At 69.3% G+C, this 15,145-nt stretch carries 13 protein-coding genes and 1 pseudogene; 6 read left to right on the forward strand and 8 right to left on the reverse strand.

Translation table 11 applies throughout. The features are described from left to right. Positions 1-18 precede the first annotated feature (18 nt). Positions 19-810 (forward strand): MerR family transcriptional regulator, encoded by a 792-nt coding sequence (locus ACZ5BU_RS10785; RefSeq protein ID WP_465697567.1) that lies wholly within the window; start codon positions 19-21, stop codon positions 808-810. On the opposite strand, the gene ACZ5BU_RS10790 is transcribed toward ACZ5BU_RS10785, so the two are convergent. The 5 genes from ACZ5BU_RS10790 to ACZ5BU_RS10810 form a co-directional block, all read right to left on the reverse strand. Continuing rightward, complete coding sequence (locus ACZ5BU_RS10790) at positions 743-2,701, reverse strand: amino acid permease (RefSeq protein ID WP_465697569.1); 1,959 nt, start codon at positions 2,699-2,701, stop codon at positions 743-745. The two genes, ACZ5BU_RS10785 and ACZ5BU_RS10790, sit on opposite strands and share 68 nt — an antisense overlap. Positions 2,702-2,788: 87 nt before the next feature. Then, positions 2,789-3,463: a response regulator gene (locus ACZ5BU_RS10795; RefSeq protein WP_465697571.1), complete on the reverse strand. Its 675-nt coding sequence runs from the start codon at positions 3,461-3,463 to the stop codon at positions 2,789-2,791. Next, positions 3,460-4,872 carry a sensor histidine kinase gene (locus ACZ5BU_RS10800; RefSeq protein WP_465697573.1) on the reverse strand — a complete coding sequence of 471 codons (1,413 nt, stop codon included), beginning with the start codon at positions 4,870-4,872 and terminating at the stop codon, positions 3,460-3,462. The genes ACZ5BU_RS10795 and ACZ5BU_RS10800 overlap by 4 nt, the downstream gene beginning before the upstream one ends. A gap of 25 nt (positions 4,873-4,897) precedes the next feature. Then, complete coding sequence (locus ACZ5BU_RS10805) at positions 4,898-6,892, reverse strand: APC family permease (protein ID WP_465697575.1); 1,995 nt, start codon at positions 6,890-6,892, stop codon at positions 4,898-4,900. A 161-nt stretch (positions 6,893-7,053) separates the two neighbouring features. After that, positions 7,054-7,485 carry a VOC family protein gene (locus ACZ5BU_RS10810; RefSeq protein ID WP_465697577.1) on the reverse strand — a complete coding sequence of 144 codons (432 nt, stop codon included), beginning with the start codon at positions 7,483-7,485 and terminating at the stop codon, positions 7,054-7,056. A gap of 67 nt (positions 7,486-7,552) precedes the next feature. Here ACZ5BU_RS10810 and ACZ5BU_RS10815 point away from each other — a divergent pair, with 67 nt between their 5' ends. Next, positions 7,553-8,167: a TetR/AcrR family transcriptional regulator gene (locus ACZ5BU_RS10815; RefSeq protein WP_465699237.1), complete on the forward strand. Its 615-nt coding sequence runs from the start codon at positions 7,553-7,555 to the stop codon at positions 8,165-8,167. Here the strand turns inward: ACZ5BU_RS10815 and ACZ5BU_RS10820 are convergent. After that, positions 8,150-8,464: pseudogene (locus ACZ5BU_RS10820) on the reverse strand (DUF1990 family protein); the annotation flags it as partial. The gene ACZ5BU_RS10815 and the pseudogene ACZ5BU_RS10820 overlap by 18 nt on opposite strands. Positions 8,465-8,578: 114 nt before the next feature. Here ACZ5BU_RS10820 and ACZ5BU_RS10825 point away from each other — a divergent pair. After that, entirely contained in the window at positions 8,579-10,642 is a 2,064-nt protein-coding gene (locus ACZ5BU_RS10825) for a hypothetical protein (RefSeq protein WP_465697579.1), read from the forward strand. A gap of 182 nt (positions 10,643-10,824) precedes the next feature. Next, the gene (locus tag ACZ5BU_RS10830; RefSeq protein WP_465697581.1) at positions 10,825-11,556 is read left to right on the forward strand and encodes a VOC family protein; all 732 of its coding nucleotides are present in this window, start codon (positions 10,825-10,827) and stop codon (positions 11,554-11,556) included. On the opposite strand, the gene ACZ5BU_RS10835 is transcribed toward ACZ5BU_RS10830, so the two are convergent. Both ACZ5BU_RS10835 and ACZ5BU_RS10840 read right to left on the reverse strand, forming a co-directional pair. Further along, the gene (locus tag ACZ5BU_RS10835) at positions 11,553-12,629 is read right to left on the reverse strand and encodes a sensor histidine kinase (RefSeq protein WP_465697583.1); all 1,077 of its coding nucleotides are present in this window, start codon (positions 12,627-12,629) and stop codon (positions 11,553-11,555) included. The two genes, ACZ5BU_RS10830 and ACZ5BU_RS10835, sit on opposite strands and share 4 nt — an antisense overlap. Beyond that, on the reverse strand, positions 12,622-13,287 hold the full coding sequence (locus ACZ5BU_RS10840) for a response regulator transcription factor (protein WP_465697585.1): 666 nt from the start codon (positions 13,285-13,287) through the stop codon (positions 12,622-12,624). Before ACZ5BU_RS10840 ends, ACZ5BU_RS10835 begins: the two co-directional genes overlap by 8 nt. Positions 13,288-13,375: 88 nt before the next feature. On the opposite strand from ACZ5BU_RS10840, the gene ACZ5BU_RS10845 reads away from it, so the two are divergent. Both ACZ5BU_RS10845 and ACZ5BU_RS10850 read left to right on the forward strand, forming a co-directional pair. After that, positions 13,376-13,978 (forward strand): M15 family metallopeptidase, encoded by a 603-nt coding sequence (locus ACZ5BU_RS10845; RefSeq protein ID WP_465697587.1) that lies wholly within the window; start codon positions 13,376-13,378, stop codon positions 13,976-13,978. After that, on the forward strand, positions 13,975-15,090 hold the full coding sequence (locus ACZ5BU_RS10850; protein WP_465697589.1) for a lipid II:glycine glycyltransferase FemX: 1,116 nt from the start codon (positions 13,975-13,977) through the stop codon (positions 15,088-15,090). The genes ACZ5BU_RS10845 and ACZ5BU_RS10850 overlap by 4 nt, the downstream gene beginning before the upstream one ends. Positions 15,091-15,145: the final 55 nt, after the last annotated feature.

Below are 15,145 nucleotides of genomic sequence, written 5' to 3' on the forward strand. Positions count from 1 at the left end.
GGGAAAGGTCAAGCTGGTGTGGTGATCACCATCGGCCAGCTGGCGCAGTACGTCGGGGTCTCGACCAAGACGATCCGGGTCTACCACGAGAAGGGCCTGCTGCCGGAACCGCCGCGGGACGCATCCGGATACCGCCGCTACACCGCGCAGGATCTGGTCGAGCTGATCAAGATCCGTACGCTCGCGGAGGCCGGCCTGCCGCTCGCCCGGATCGCCTCGGTGACCGCGGGAACCGCAGCCGAACTGGCCGCGGCAGCTGCCGCGGCGGAGGCGGAGCTCACGGCCCGGATCGACACGCTGACCAGGACCCGTACCCGGCTGCATGAACTTGCCGTCGGCAACAACCCGTTCCTGCCCGGCGAAGTCGAGCAGCACTTGCGGCAACTCGCGGAGCTCGGGTTCTCGGACCGCTGGATCGCGATGGAACGCGATCTCTGGATCCTCACCTTCGCGACCGACGCCGCGACCGCCCACCGCTACTTCACCGATCAGGCCGAGGCACAGGCCGATCCCGTACTCGGCCGCCTCTACCTCGACTGCGACCGCGCGTACCACCTCGCCCCGGACGACCCGGCACTCGCCGACCTCGCGGAGCGGATCGTCGACGCGTCACTCGAACGGTACCCAGCCGGCGAACTTCGCGAGCAGCTCGCCGACGCGGGGCTCCCCCAGCTCGTGCAGTCGTCGATCAACGCGTCGTCACCGGCGTGGGAGCGTCTCGACGTACTGATCCGTCGTGGCCTCAGCCGACGTGTACCCAGGGGCGGTCGGATCGTTTGGGCTCCGCGCGACGCAGGACCTCGCGGGTGACCGGGGGTACGTCGCCCTCCCCGGAGATCAGGTAGCGGATGAGGAAGTGGAACGGGTTGCCCTCGGCCCAGGCGAAGTAGATGTGGGGCATCACGTGCCAGTCGTCGCGGATCTTCAGCAGCAGCGCGGCGATCGCGTTCGGGACGCTCGGGCTGTCGACGCGCAGGATGTCGTACCCGAACCGCTCCTCGCCGCGGACGTCCAGCTCGGTCTCGAACTGGGACGCGTCAGTCAGCGTCACCTCGAGGAACAGGATCGGCGGACCCTCCGGCAGGTTCCGCATCTCCCGCTGCTCGGCCTCCTTGTCCCGGTACTCCGCCTCGTCGCGGTCGTCCGGCTCGTTCGCGATGATCCGCAGATCGCCGTGCTCGGCGGCCGCCGAGATCAGCCGGCACGCCTGTTCGTCGAAGCGGACCTCGGTCGCGCGCAGCTCCAGCGACCGGGTGGCGCGCGAGATCAGCGAGGTCAGGACGATCGCGACGATGAAGAACGACGCGATCTGCACGCCGTCCGGCCGCTCGATGATGTTCGCGATCGTCGTGTAGAGCAGCACCAGGCTGATCACGCCGAACCCGACGGTCTTGAACTTCTCCTGCTTGCGCCGCGCCGACAACGTCACCGCGATCGACGCGGACATGATCAGCACCAGGACGCCGGTCGCGTACGCGCCGCCCTGGGCGTCGACGTCGGCCTTGAACAGCAGCGTGATCACGAACGCGATCAGGCCGAACACGATCACCAGCGGGCGGGTCGCACGCGCCCAGTCCGGGACCATGCCGTACCGGGGCAGGTAGCGCGGGACGATGTTCAGCAGACCGGCCATCGCGGACGCCCCGGCGAACCACAGGATCAGGATGGTGCTGACGTCGTACACCGTCCCGAACACGTTGCCGAGGTGCTCGTGGGCCAGGAACGCGAGCGCCCGGCCGGACGCGGCGCCGCCGTCCTTGAACTCGTCCTCGGGGATCAGCACGATCGTCGTGAAGCTGCTGGTGATCAGGAAGCCGCTCATGATCAGCGCGGCGGTGGTGAGCAGCTTGCGGGTGTTCCGGATCCGCGTCTCCGGGTGTATGGGGTCGTCGTCCGGCGCGCCGTCCACCTGCGGCATCACCGCGACCCCGGTCTCGAAGCCGGACAGACCGAGCGCGAGCTTCGGGAACACGACCAGCGAGATGCCGATCATCACCCAGATGTTCGAGTGCTCGGTGGTCAGCATGCCGCGCCAGTTCGTCACCAGCTCGGGCGCGGTGACGACGTTCCACAATGCGTTGCCGACGACAACCAAGTTGAGTCCGAGGTACACCACGACCAGCGCGACGGCGATCCCGATGGCCTCGCCGAAGCCCCGCAGGAACACACCCGCGAGCAACGCCAGCAGCACCAGGGTGATGATCACTTCCTTGCCGTGGAACCACTGCGGGACGTACGGGTTCTCGACCACGTGCGCGGTGGCGTCCGCGGCCGACAACGTCATCGTGATGATGAAATCCGTCGCCATGAACCCGAGCAGCACCAGGATCGTGAACTTGCCCTTCCACCGCCCGAGCAGCCGGTCGAGCATCGCGATCGAGCCCTCGCCGTGCGGGCTCTCCGCCGCCACGCGGCGGTACACGGGCAAGGCGCCCAGCAGGGTCAGCAGCACCAGGATCAGCGTCGCCACCGGCGACAGCAACCCGACGGCGGCCGCCGCGATGGCAGGCTGATAGCCAAGCGTGGAGAAGTAGTCCACCCCGGTGAGGCACATGACCTTCCACCACCGGTGAGTCGGGTGCGGCGCCGGCCGATGCGGCCCTTGCTGCCCGACCGGCCGGTCGTGCAGCAGCCAGGCCAGCACTTTACCGTGGGTGACCGGCGGCACACCGACCGTCTCGTTCTCACGCGTTTCTATCACTGCCGGGAGCCTAACCAGCCGGTCACGCCCGCCCCGCGGTTTCTAACGCCTCTCTAACACCGGTGTCAGCAGGACCACGTCACCGGGCTACGGCTCGAAGCGGTACCCCATGCCCGGCTCGGTGATCAGGTGGTCCGGACGGGACGGATCGGGCTCGAGCTTGCGCCGCAGCTGGGCCATGTACACGCGCAGGTAGTTGGTCTCCGCCTCGTAGCCGGGACCCCAGACGTCGCGCAGCAGCTGCTTCTGGCCGATCAGCTTGCCCGGGTTCCGGACCAGGATCTCCAGCAGGTTCCACTCGGTCGGAGTGAGCCGGACATCGCCCGCGGCGGTCGTGGCACGCCGGGCGGCGAGGTCGATCGTGAAGGCCGCCGTACTGACGGTGGCCGCGCTGGTCTCCGGTGTCGTCCGGCGGAGTGCGGCCCGGATCCGGGCGAGCAGCTCGTCCATCCCGAACGGCTTGGTGACGTAGTCGTCGGCGCCCGCGTCGAGAGCCGCGACCTTGTCGGCCTGGGTGTCGCGGGCCGACAGTACGATGATCGACGCCGTGCTCCAGCCCCGCAGACCGTGGACGACCTCCACCCCGTTCAGGTCCGGCAACCCGAGGTCGAGGATCACCAGGTCCGGCGGATGCTTGCCGGCGGACGCGAGCGCCGCGGCGCCGTCGGCGGCGGTGTCGACGTCGTAGTGGCGGGCGCGCAGGTTGATGGCCAGCGCGCGGAGCAGTTGCCGGTCGTCGTCCACGATGAGGATGCGGGTCATGGGGCCACCGGGAGCGTCACTGTCATGGTCAGCCCTCCGCCGGGTGTCGATGCGGGTGTGAGTACCCCGGCCATCGCCTCGGTGAACCCGCGGGCGATCGCGAGGCCGAGTCCGACGCCGCCGTCCGCGGGATTGTCACCGAGCCGCTGGAACGGGGTGAACATCCGGTCGAAGTCCTCGGCGGGTACGCCGGGACCGGTGTCGACCACCACGACACGGACCACGTCGCCGTCGCCCACCGCGCCGACGCGGACGGCCGCCGTACCGTAGCGCCGGCCGTTGTCGACCAGGTTGGCGATCACCCGTTCGAGCAGGCCGGCGTCCGCGAGCACGAGCGGCAGGTCGTCGGGTACGTCGACCTCGACCGCGTCGTGCGGCATCCCGGCGAGGGCCTTGCCGACGACCTCGTCGAGCACCAGCGGACGTACGTCGACGCTCAGTGCGCCGGCCTGCAGGCGGCTCATCGCGAGCAGGTTCGCGATCAGGTCGTCGAGGCGGTCCGCGGACTCCTCGATCGTCTCCAGCAGTTCGCGCTGTTCCTCGGGACTCCAGTCGACGTCGCTCTGCCGGAGGCTCGAAACGGCGGCCTTGATCCCCGACAGCGGGGTCCGGAGGTCGTGCCCGACGGCGGCGAGGAGGGCAGAGCGGAGCTTGTCGACCTCGGCGAGCTGCCGCGCCCGGCCGGCCTGGTCGGCCAGCTGCCGGTCCTCCCAGGCCCGCGCGGCCGCGCCCGCCAGCCGGGTCAGCAGCCTCCGGTCCTCGGCGAACAGTTCGGGTCCTTCGGTGACCAGCCGCAGCCCGTCCCGGGCCGGAATCGACATCACCGGGGTTCCCCGCAGCGGTGGTCCGGCGAGGGCAACCACCTCGCCGGACTGTTCGACCAGCGCGACCGAGTCCATGCCGAAGGTTTCCCGGACCTCCTCGAGCACCGCGAGCAGCGAGTCGGCGGTCACCGGCTCGACGCTGATCCTCGACAGCACCTCGGCCTCACTGCGGCTGCGCGCGGCCGCGATCCGGCGGCTGGTCGCGAGGTCGACCGTGACGCTGACCGTCAGTGCGACGATCACGAACACGACCAGGGCGATGATGCTGTCGCGTTGCTCGACCGCGAACGTGTGGTACGGCGTGGTGAAGAAGAAGTTTGCCAACAGCACCGATCCGAGCGCGGCGACGACGCCGGGAAGGATGCCGCCGGTCACCGCGATCAGTACGACGAGCAGCAGGTACAGCAAAAGGATGCTCTCCAGCGCGAGGCTGTCGCGGACCGGCACCAAGGCGATCGTCAGCGCCGGCAGACACCCGACGACGAGGCCGAGTCCGGTCCACAGCCGGGCCTGGCGTCCGTGCCTGGACGACTGGATCCGGCCGAGTGGGCGCCCGGCGGCATCCGGCCTGCGGTTCTGCTCCACGAGGTCACTGTGGCACGTCGTCCCGTCACACGGGAGACCCGCGCCGGACGCGCTCACCGGTGTGACCTTCCGGGGCAGGTGCCACGGACGGCTCGACCCGCCTGGCCTCGAGGACCTCCGCGGAGCCCATCTGCCACGGTACGTTGATCACCATCACCCCGGGCTGGAACAGCAGCCGGGCCTTCAACCGCAGCGCGCTCTGGTTGTGCAGCAGCGCCTCCCACCAGTGCCCCACGACGTACTCCGGGATGAACACCGCGACCAGATCCCGTGGGCTGGTCCGGCGGATGTCGCGCACGTAGTCGAGCACCGGCCCGGTGACGTCGCGGTACGGCGAATGCAGCACCTTCAACGGCACCGGCAACTCCCGCTCGCTCCACTCCAGCAACAGCGCGTCGGCCGCCTCCTGGTCGGTCGCGACCGTCACGGCGGTGAGCGACGTCGGACGGGTCGCCCGCGCGTACGCGAGCGCTCTCAGGGTCGGCGTGTGCAGCTTGGAGACCAGCACGACCGCGAACACGCGCGGCGGCAGCGTGACGCCGCCCGGGCCCGGTGTCAGCTCGACCTCGACGCGGTCGTAGTACCGCCGGATTCCCCGCATCAGTACGAACACGGCCGGCATCGCGATCACGACGATCCAGGCGCCGTGCATGAACTTCGTGATCAGCACGATCACCAGCACGACCGCCGTGAAGACCGCGCCGAACCCGTTGATCGCCCGGGACCGGTGCATCGAGGCCGTGGCCGAGGGCTCCCTCAGCAGCCGGGTCCAGTGCACCACCATGCCGGCCTGGCTGAGGGTGAAGGACACGAAGACGCCGATGATGTACAGCTGGATCAGCCGCGTCGTACTCGCGTTGAAGACCCAGATCAGGAGTCCAGCCAGCGCCGACAGGATCACGATGCCGTTGCTGTACACCAGCCGGTCCCCGCGCCGGGAGAACTGCCGTGGCAGGAACCCGTCGTGGCCGAGCAGCGACGCCAGGATCGGGAATCCGTTGAACGCGGTGTTCGCGGCCAGCACCAGGATCGCGGCCGTGAACGCCTGGACCGCGAAGAACCCGATCGAGTGGTACCCGCCGAACACGGCACCGGCGACCTGCGCGATCACGGTGCGCTGCGCGTAGCCTGCCGGCGCGCCGACCAGCCGTGCCGGATCGTCGGTGACGTGGACGTGCGAGGTAAGCGCCAGCACCGTGATGCCGGCGAACATCGCGACCGTCAGCCCGCCCATGATCGCCAGCGTGGACGCCGCGTTCTGGCTCTTGGGTGGCTTGAAGTTCGGTACGCCGTTGCTGACCGCCTCGACCCCGGTCAGTGCCGTACATCCGGAGGCGAAGGCGCGCATCGCGAGCAGCAGTACGGCCAGACCGGTCAGGTGACTCGCGGGCACGATCCCGTACGAAGCGGACTCGGCTCGCGGCGCGTCACCGCCGAGCATCCGGGCGAACCCGACCGCGATCATCACCATCACGACTGCGATGAACCCGTACGTCGGGACCGCGAACGCCGTCCCCGACTCCTTCACCCCCCGCAGGTTCATCAACGCGAGCAGGGCGATCATCCCGATCGACACTGCGACCGCGTGCGGAGCGAGCGCGGGGATCGCCGAGACGATGTTCTGCACGCCCGCGGCGACCGACACTGCGACCGTCAGCACGTAGTCGACCAGCAGCGCGCTGGCCGCGACGAGGGACGCATTCCGGCCGAGGTTCGCCCGGCTGACGGCATACGCGCCGCCGCCGCTCGGGTAGGCGTGGCAGGTCTGCCGGTACGACGCGACGACCACGAGCAGCAAGAGAACCACCACGGCCGCCACCCAGGGCGCAAGCTGCAGCAATGCGAGCCCGCCCAGGCTGAGCATCAGCAGGATCTCCTCGGTCGCGTACGCGTTCGAGGACAACGGGTCGCTGCAGAAGACCGGCAACGCGAGCTTCTTCGGCAACAGCGTCTCGCCCAACCGCTCACTCCGCAGCGGCCGCCCGACCAGCAACCGCTTCGGCACCTCCAGCACCTTCACCCCACCAGCCAACCGCCGCCGCGGCGCCAGTACCCCCGATCTTGACGCCCCCTTGACACCCACCCCACAGATCTTGACGCCACCTTGACGGACCTGTCGCAGGTGGTAGACCGGTTGGACGGCACACCTTGCCGGAGCTTCCGTAGCTGATCGGCGATGCGTCAGCCGAACATCGCCGCGACCTGCTCGGCCAACTCGTCCGCGGGGACGTCGCGCTGGTGCGTGTCGACCGCCCACCGGTGTCCCGAGGGGTCCAGGAACTGCGCGGTGCGGTCGCCCCAGAAGGCGTCGTACGGCTCCTCGACCGGTGTTGCACCGGCGGCGATCGCGCGATCGAACGCGGCGTCGGCGTGAGGCACCTGCAGATGGAAGGCGGCCGGGCTGCCTCCAAGGGTCGCCGGGGTGCACTGGCCGCGGTCCGGCCACTCCCCCGCGACAGCCAGGGTCGTGTCGCCGAGCCGCAGCTCGATGGTCAGCGGACGGCCGTCGGGCAGTGGTACCCGGCTTGTTTCCTCGGCGCCGAGGACGTCGACGTACCAGGCGGCCGCGGAGTTGGGATCGTTCACGACGAGATGTACGGCGATCTGTGGCATACATGGCACCATACAGTGCGTCTGGTCAGTCCGTCTAGACGCGCCGTTTGGTAGGGTCGGCCCGGTGATGGCCCGACGAGACGATCCCCAGCAGGGCGGAGCCGAACTGCGCGACCGCATCCTCGACGCGCTCCGCGAGCTCTTGCGCGAGCGCACCTTCGACACACTCAGCGTCGCCGAGATCATCACCGCGGCCGGAGTGTCGCGAGCAAGCTTCTACTTCTACTTCGCCGGCAAACAGGCGGTCCTGGCCGAGCTGGTGCGGCAAGCGGTCGGCGCCGGGCACGAGGCCGCCGAGCCGTGGGTCCGCGCACAGGCGACGCCGCGGCAGACCCTACGAGCCGGCATCGAGGCGGGCGCGGACCTCTGGCTGTCGAATGCCGCCGTACTGCGTGCCATCGTGGAGAGCTGGGCGGCGGACCCACAGTTGCGGGAGCTCTGGCTGGCGCAGATGGCGACGTTCACAGACGCGACCGTCGCGCGAATCGAAGCCGACCGTGAAACCGACCCAGGCGTCGCCACCAAACTCCGAGACGTCGACATCCCGGCCCTCGCCGCAACGCTCACCTGGGCCGGCGAACGCCTCTACTACTTGGCCGCCTGCGGCATCCCACCCTTCGACAATCGAGCCGTCCTGGTCGATACCCTCACCCACCTCTGGCTGTCAGCCCTCTACGAGTAGCGCGGCGAAGTAGCGGCGGCGATAGAAGCGCTGGGCCGGCAGAACTGCTGGGCAGAGGAGGCGGCGGAGGCCGGGGGCGGGGTGGGTTCGCGAGCGGATGGTCAGCCAGACGGAGTCGTCCGTACGGCGCTCCGCGAGGAAGGTTTCCGCACCGCGAATGGGGTGACCGGCGAGGGTGCCGTAGGTGAAGGCCGCCCGGCGGGGTTCGTTGATCACGGACGTGACTTCGACCGGCTCGTGGACGCGGACCGGACCGAGGTGGGCGACGATCCAGTACCTGCGGCCTGTTGTGAACTTCCGGTCGGGGTGTTCGTAGGTTCGAGCGTTGAGAGGTCAGGGCGCATGTGGTCATTGTCCAGTTGGTGACGTGTGGCTGGCATCGGCGTACGACACGGGACAGGGTTGGTGGGCATGACGTACAGGGACCGTGAGGCGACGGGGTTTCAGGAGCAGGCGGCGTACGACGGGTCCATTGATCTGCGGACGGACTTCGTCATGGTCTACGGGCTGAACGACACGACGGCGGAGCGGATCGCGCGGTGGCGGGAGGCCGGTTATCGGGTGCATCTGATGACCGGGATCTCCTGGGGTACGTACCAGGACTATCTCGACGGGCGGTGGGACGGGGCGAGGCACTGGGACGACGCGCAGACGACCGCGGACGGGAAGCCGATCCTGCACGGGCAGAGCGCCGACATTCCGTACATGGTGCCGACGTTCGGTTTCACCGAATACCTGGTGCAGAAGTTGCGGCCGGTCATCGAGCTCGGGGTCGAAGGCATCCACCTGGAGGAGCCCGAGTTCTGGGCGCGCGCCGGCTACTCGGAGTCGTTCAAGCGGGAGTGGCGGGCGTACTTCAAGGAGCCGTGGCAGCCGCCGCACAGCACGCCCGAGGCGCATTTCCGGTCCGGCCAGCTCAAGCAGCACCTCCTCTCCCGCAGCCTCGACCGCGTCACCTCGGTACTGCGGGACGAGGCGCTCGCGCAGGGCCGGGAGGTCCGGTTCTACGTCCCGACGCACAGCCTCCTCAACTACACGCAGTGGCAGATCGTCAGCCCCGAATCGCGGCTGCGGACACTCCCCTCGATCGACGGCGCCATCGCCCAGGTGTGGACCGGTACGTCACGAACGCCGAACGTCTACAAGGGCAAGGTCGCCGAGCGGACGTTCGAGACCGCGTACCTCGAGTACGGCATCGCGCAGGACCTGACCCGCGGCACCGACCGGCGGATGTGGTTCCTGCACGACCCGATCGAGGACCACCCGGACCGGACCTGGGAGGACTACCTCGCCAACTACCAGCGCACGCTCGTCGCGTCGCTCCTGCACCCGGGCGTCTCCCGGTACGAGGTCGCGCCGTGGCCGCACCGGATCTTCAACCGTCCGTACCTGCGCGAAGGTTCCACCGAACGCGAACTCATCCCGCCCGACACCGCGACCAGCTACCTGATCGCGATGAACAGCCTCCGCGATCTCGACCAGCCCGACGTACGGTGGGCGCACGACGGGCCGCGGATCGGGATCGCGCTCTCGGACACGGCGATGTTCCAGCGCTGGTCGCCGGGTGGCGAGAGCGGGCATTACGACGGTCTGCAGGACGCGCTCGCACTCGAGGGCCGTGAGCAACTACATTTCTCCGACTTCTACGGCCTCGCGCTGCCCCCGCTGTACGAAGGGCAACGCGTCACGCCGGTGCAACTCGAGAGCGTCATCGACTCCCCCGACGCACTCGACGACCTCGACGTACTCGTCCTGAGCTACGAGTTCCAGAAGCCGCTCGCGCCGAGCATCCACTACGCGCTGGCCGGCTGGGTGAACCGCGGCGGCAGCCTGTTGTACGTCGGGGACGGCGCGGACCCGTACCACGAGATCCGCTCCTGGTGGACCGGCCGGTACGAGACCTGCGCCGACCACCTGGCCGAGGCACTCGGCGCCGACCGGAGCCGTGACGACGTCCAGCCGATCGGTCAGGGTCGCATCCGCTTCCTCGGGCAAAGGCCCGCCGACTTCGCCGAGGATCCCACCGCCTTGCTCACCGCGCTCCGTGAGCTGGCCGGTCCCACCTGGCAGCCGACCAACTGGCTGTCCGTCCAGCGCGGCCCGTACCTGATCGGCGCCGTGCTCGACGGCACACACGTTGTCGAGGGCACCTATCTCGACCTCCTCGACCCGCACCTCGGCATCGTCCGGCACCGCCAACTCGAAGCGGGCGGCCTGGCGTGGCTCCGTGACCTCACGTACGACGACGTACCACTCCTCGCCTCCGCCGGCCGCATCACCGACTGGCACGAAGACGAGTCCACCATCACCTTCACCTGCGAGGCCCCGAGCGGAGTCGACGTCACCACCGCCCTCCGAGTCGGAACCAAGCCCCAATCCGTCAATGCCGACTCCACGTACGACCCCGACCTCCAGCTCCTCCACCTCCACCACCCTGGCACCCCCACCGGCACCCACATCACCATCACCCGCTGACCTCCCGCCCGATCCCGCGCCGAGCCCCCGCCGACCTCCCGCCGAGTCGTGGATTTCGGCGCGGATTCTCAGCCCGGATTCACGACTCGGCGGACCGGTGCTCAGCCAATCGCCACGACTCGGCGGCGGCGAGCGACGGCAAGCGAACGACAGCGGGCAGCGGGCGGATTAGGGTGGCGGGTATGGCGGTTCGGTTGGTGCAGGTTTCGATCAAGGCGTACGACAAGTCGGCGATCGGGCGGTTCTGGGCGGAGGCGCTCGGGTGGCAGGTCACGAACGACGATCCGAACGAGACCAACGTCGAGCCGCCCGGCCTCACCTACCCGGACCCGCGCGCGATCTACATCGACGTACTCACGGTCCCCGAGCCGAAGACCGTGAAGAACCGGGTCCACCTCGACCTCGCGACCACCTCCCTGCAGCACCAGGCGGAGCTGATCGCGAAGCTGAAGACCCTGGGCGCGACACCGATCGACATCAGCCAGGGCGACGTCCCGTGGACGGTGCTCGCCGATCCCGAGGGCAACGAGTTCTGTGTACTCGAGCCGCGGCCCGAGTACAGCGACACGGGACCGGTGGCTGCGGTGGTCGTCGACTGTACGGACCCGGCGGAGATGGCGCGCTTCTGGGGCGAGGCCATGGACTGGACCGTGCAGAGGATTGTCGACAATCAAGCAGTCCTACGATCGACGATCGGCCCGTACCTGGAGTTCATCCGTACGCCGGACGCCAAGGCTGGCCTGAACCGCATCCACCTCGACCTCCGCCCGTACCCCGGCGACGACCACGCCGCGGAGGCGGACCGCCTGCGCACCCTCGGCGCCACCGACCTCGACATCGGCCAGGGCGACGTCCCGTGGACCGTCTTCGCCGACCCAGAAGGCAACGAGTTCTGCCTGCTCGCCCCGCTCTAGGCGGTCGGCATCTCGACCGTCACCCGCAGGCCGCCCTCGGGCCGCGGCGTGACAGTCAGCGTGCCGTCGTGGGCGCGGGTGATGCTCTTGACGATGGCCAGGCCTAGGCCGACGCCGGTGTGGTTGTCGGTCCGGACCCGCTCGCTGCCGCGCTGGAACGGCTCGACCAGCGTGGAGATCACGTGCGGAGGGAGCTGCTCCCCTGTGTTCTCGACGGTGAGCACCACGGTCGGGGTGTCGACGCTCGTCGTCACCCACACCTGCCCCGCATCCGGCAGATTGTGGACAATCGCATTGTGCACAAGGTTCGTCGTCAGCTGCAGAAGCAGCGCGGGCGAGCCGACGGTCGGCGCCTGCTCCCCGCTGGTCTCGATCGTGATGCCGTTCTTCTCGGCCAGCGGTAGCAGGGTCTCGGTCGCCTCCTCCGCGATCAGCGAGAGATCGACCCGTTCGCGGCTGAACGCGCGCTGGTTCGCCCGGCTCAGCACGAGCAGCGCCTCGGTCAGGTCGATCGCACGCGTGTTGACCGCACGCAACCGGTCGACGAGTACGTCGTTGTCGTGCGACATGTCGTTGCGGGCGACGTCGAGCAGCGTCTGCGTGATCGCCAGCGGCGTGCGAAGCTCGTGGGACGCGTTCGCGGCGAACCGCTGCTGCTCGGCCACGTGCGCCTCGAGCTGCGCGAGCATCGCGTCGAACGCGTCGGCCAGCTCCCGGAACTCGTCGCTCGGCCCGGGCATCCGGATCCGGTGCGACAACGACCCGCTCGCCGCGACCCGGGTCGCCTCGGTGATCCGGCGCAGCGGGTCGAGCATCCGCCCGGCCAGGATCCATCCGCCGACGAGACCGAACACCAGCAGGAACGCCATCACCACCGCCGCGACCGGGGCGAACGAGCGCCAGAGCAGATGCGGGAACGTGTACGTCGTGGTCATGATGATCACGCCACCCGACCTGAACTGCATCAGCCCGAACCAGGCGGCGACCAGCAGCAGGACCCCCGCGACCATCAGGAAGCCCGCGTAGCTGATCGCGAGCTTCAGCCGGACGCTGAAGCCGGGCTCCCTATCCATCGGCGTCGATCCGGTACCCGGCACCGGCCACGGTCGCGATGATCCACGGCTCGCCGAGCCGCTTCCGCAGCGCCGACACGGTGATCCGGACGGCGTTCGTGAACGGGTCGGCGTTCTCGTCCCAGGCCCGCGCGAGCAGGTCCTCCGCGCTGACTATGCCGCCCTCGGCCGCCACCAGGACCTCGAGTACGGCGAACTGCTTCCGGGTCAGCGCGACGTACTTCCCGTCCCGGTAGACCTCGCGCCGGAACGGGTCGAGCCGCAGGCCGGCGATCTCCCGCACCGGCGGGCGGTTGTACGCACGCCGCCGGTCCAGCGCACGCAACCGCAGCACCAGCTCCTGGAACTCGAAGGGTTTGGTCAGGTAGTCGTCGGCGCCGAGCTCGAACCCGGACGCCTTGTCGTCCAGCCGCGACGCGGCGGTCAGCATCAGGATCGGCATACCGCTGCCGGAGGCAACGATCCGGGCGGCGATCTCGTCGCCCGACGGACCCGGGATGTCGCGGTCCAGGACGGCGATGTCGTAGGCGTTCAGATCGAGCAGCTCCAGCGCGACGTGGCCGTCGCCGGCGACGTCGGCCGCGATCGCCTCCAGCCGCAGCCCGTCGCGGATCGCACCGGCCATCTCCGGTTCGTCCTCGACGATCAACACCCGCATATCGATGATGCTACGTGCTGGGTCATATCGTCCGCGTATCCAAAACCCGATACCGGCGGGCAACACGCCGGCGCATTCACTGGCTGATATGACCGTCAGCCAACCAGCGCCCCGGACCAGGTCCAGGGCCAGATCCACCATCCGGGCGGCCTTCCTGCTCGCCAACGTGGCGCTCATCGGCGTCTTCGTCCACCAGACCATGGCGACCTCCATCCCGACCGCGAACCGCGGCGGTCTCGGCGAGGCGGACGGCGCGATGCCGGACGGTGTCACGGTGTTCGACAACACGGTCCCGGGCGTCGTCAACCTCGACCCGAACCTGCTCGGAGCGCTCCGCCGGGCGGCGACGGCAGCGGCGCGGGACGGGATCGTCTTCTACGTCAACAGCGGCTGGCGCTCACCGGCGTACCAGGCTCAACTGCTGAGTCAGGCAGTCGACAAGTACGGCTCGAAGGAGGAGGCCGCCCGCTGGGTCGCCACGCCCCAGAACTCGCCCCACGTCCAGGGCCAGGCGATCGACATCGGGCGCTCCGACGCGACGGCCTGGCTCTCCGAGCACGGCGCCGCGTACGGGCTGTGCCAGATCTACGACAACGAGCCGTGGCACTACGAGCTCCGCCCGGAGGCCGTCCAGCACGGCTGCCCGCCGCGGTACGCGGACCCGACGCACGACCCGAGGATGCAGCAGTGACCCTGACCGTCCGCCCGATCACCGCGGCCGCGCACCTCGACTTCGTGCAGGCGCAGCGCTCGGTGAGCTTCCTCCAGACGCCGGCGTGGGCGCACGTGAAGACCGAGTGGCGCAGCGAGTCGCTCGGCTGGTACGACGGTGAGCGGCTCGTCGGCGCCGGGCTCGTCCTGCACCGCCCGGTGCCGCGGCTGGAGCGGTTCACGCTGGCGTACCTCGCCGAAGGCCCCGTCATCGACTGGACCGGCACGCTGGACGAATGGCTCCGGCCGCTGGCGGCGTACCTGAAGGCGAACGGCGCGTTCGCGATCCGGCTCGGGCCTCCGGTGCGTACGGAGACCTGGACCGCCGCACAGGTCAAGGAAGGCGTCGCCGACCCGCGGATCAGCCGGCTGTCCGAGCTCCCCGGGACGAAGAACCCGGTCGGCACCCACGTGACGGAGCAGTTGCGCGCCGGCGGGTGGTTGCCGCAGAACCCGGAGGACGGATTCGGGACCGGCCATCCGCAGTACAACTTCGAGCTCCCGCTGGGCCGTTCCGAGGACGACGTACTGCGCGGCATGAACCAGCAGTGGCGGCGCAACATCAAGAAGGCTGCCAAGGAAGGTGTCGAGGTCGTCGTCGGCGACGACCTGAAGGCGTTCCACGACCTGTACGTCCACACCGCGGAGCGCGACCACTTCACGCCGCGACCGTTGCAGTACTTCGAAACCATGTTCGCGGCCTTGCGTACCGAGGACCGGATCCGGCTGTACCTCGCCTACCACGAGGGCGAGCTGGTGGCGGGCGCGATCATGGTGCTGGTCGGGGCGCAGGCCTGGTACTCGTACGGCGCGTCGGCGACCGAGAAGCGTGAGGTGCGCGGATCGAACGCGTGCCAGTGGGCGATGATCCGGGACGCGATGGCGGCGGGCTGCGACGTGTACAGCCTGCGCGGCATCACCCCGACGCTGGACGCCGATGATCCGCATGTCGGGCTGATCCAGTTCAAGGTCGGCACCGGCGGCGAGGCGGTCCGGTACGTCGGCGAGTGGGACCTGCCGCTCCGGCCGCTGGTGTACCGCGCGTTCGACCTCTACCTGACGCAACGCGAACGACGACGCCGCTCGTCCTGACCTGGTGCTCGTCCTGACATATCGCCGGCATATCGGAATTTCGATACGCCACGGC

The sequence above is a fragment of the Kribbella sp. NPDC031520 genome (assembly GCF_055580825.1).

What these genes read in the sequence shown, in the direction of transcription:
- ACZ5BU_RS10830 (WP_465697581.1), top strand. Translation starts at nt 10,825, where the DNA reads ATGGCGGTTCGGTTGGTGCAGGTTTCGATCAAGGCGTACGACAAGTCG.
- ACZ5BU_RS10845 (WP_465697587.1), top strand. Translation starts at nt 13,376, where the DNA reads ATGACCGTCAGCCAACCAGCGCCCCGGACCAGGTCCAGGGCCAGATCC.
- ACZ5BU_RS10825 (WP_465697579.1), top strand. Translation starts at nt 8,579, where the DNA reads ATGACGTACAGGGACCGTGAGGCGACGGGGTTTCAGGAGCAGGCGGCG.
- ACZ5BU_RS10840 (WP_465697585.1), bottom strand. Translation starts at nt 13,287, where the DNA reads ATGCGGGTGTTGATCGTCGAGGACGAACCGGAGATGGCCGGTGCGATC.
- ACZ5BU_RS10795 (WP_465697571.1), bottom strand. Translation starts at nt 3,463, where the DNA reads ATGACCCGCATCCTCATCGTGGACGACGACCGGCAACTGCTCCGCGCG.
- ACZ5BU_RS10815 (WP_465699237.1), top strand. Translation starts at nt 7,553, where the DNA reads ATGGCCCGACGAGACGATCCCCAGCAGGGCGGAGCCGAACTGCGCGAC.
- ACZ5BU_RS10835 (WP_465697583.1), bottom strand. Translation starts at nt 12,629, where the DNA reads ATGGATAGGGAGCCCGGCTTCAGCGTCCGGCTGAAGCTCGCGATCAGC.
- ACZ5BU_RS10810 (WP_465697577.1), bottom strand. Translation starts at nt 7,485, where the DNA reads ATGCCACAGATCGCCGTACATCTCGTCGTGAACGATCCCAACTCCGCG.